Origin of the sequence: Pseudomonas sp. Colony2 (assembly GCF_019382755.1) — a bacterium.
In the GTDB taxonomy this organism is placed as follows: Bacteria; Pseudomonadota; Gammaproteobacteria; order Pseudomonadales; family Pseudomonadaceae; genus Aquipseudomonas.
Map to the genome: position 1 here is coordinate 5,114,045 of NZ_CP080030.1, position 740 is coordinate 5,114,784.

Genomic DNA, 740 nt, shown 5'->3' on the forward strand with positions numbered 1-740 from the left:
TCACGGAACTGAGTATCTGGCTCGTTCGCCTAGGTATCAGAGTAAGTTTCAGTCGGCCTTTCCACCCTCAAACCAATGGGAAAATCGAACGATTTCATCGGTCACTCAAGGCTGAAGTGCTCAACGGCCGCCATTTTCGGACGCTTGCAGAAGCGCAAACAAATCTTGATCAATGGCGAGAGGTTTATAACCATCAACGCCCTCATCAAGCCCTGGATTACAAGGTTCCAATGGACCGATACCGAGAAAGCCCCTGGGCTTATCCGGAGACGCTTTTGGCGTTTGAGTACGGGCCGGACGATTTAAAGGCCAAGGTTTATCACAGCCGATTTAAGTTTCAGAAGCGCTATTTCAGGATCGCCAAAGGCCTGGCCGGACATCACATCGCACTACGTCCCAACACTGAAAGTGACGGGCTATTTGACGTCTATTTCTGCCATCATTTTTTGCGAACGATCGACGTGAAACAGCCTGATTACGGTTCATAATGTGTCAACCATGTCCCCGCACATGTGTCCACCATGTGTCCGGTCCGTACAAAAAGCGGCAAAGTAACCAAAGCGCTCTGCCCCGCCTGTCGGCGCCTCGCTGTGGCTCGGCGTTCCCTCACTCCGGCATTACTCCGCGGGCCGCCGCGACGGGCCATCCATGGCCCGGCGCGGCTAAACCGGCGTCCTGCCGGTTTACCCGCTCCGCAATACCTGCGTTCGGCCTCGGGCTTATTGGGGCAGTCAGATCAA

The 740-nt window shown here is 54.6% G+C and carries 1 protein-coding gene; it reads left to right on the forward strand.

The genetic code is table 11. From position 1 onward, the window contains the following. Positions 1-488: integrase core domain-containing protein (locus tag JV201_RS30235; protein ID WP_257903244.1), on the forward strand; the 488-nt coding region annotated here is incomplete at its 5' end. Between the last annotated feature and the right edge of the window lie 252 nt (positions 489-740).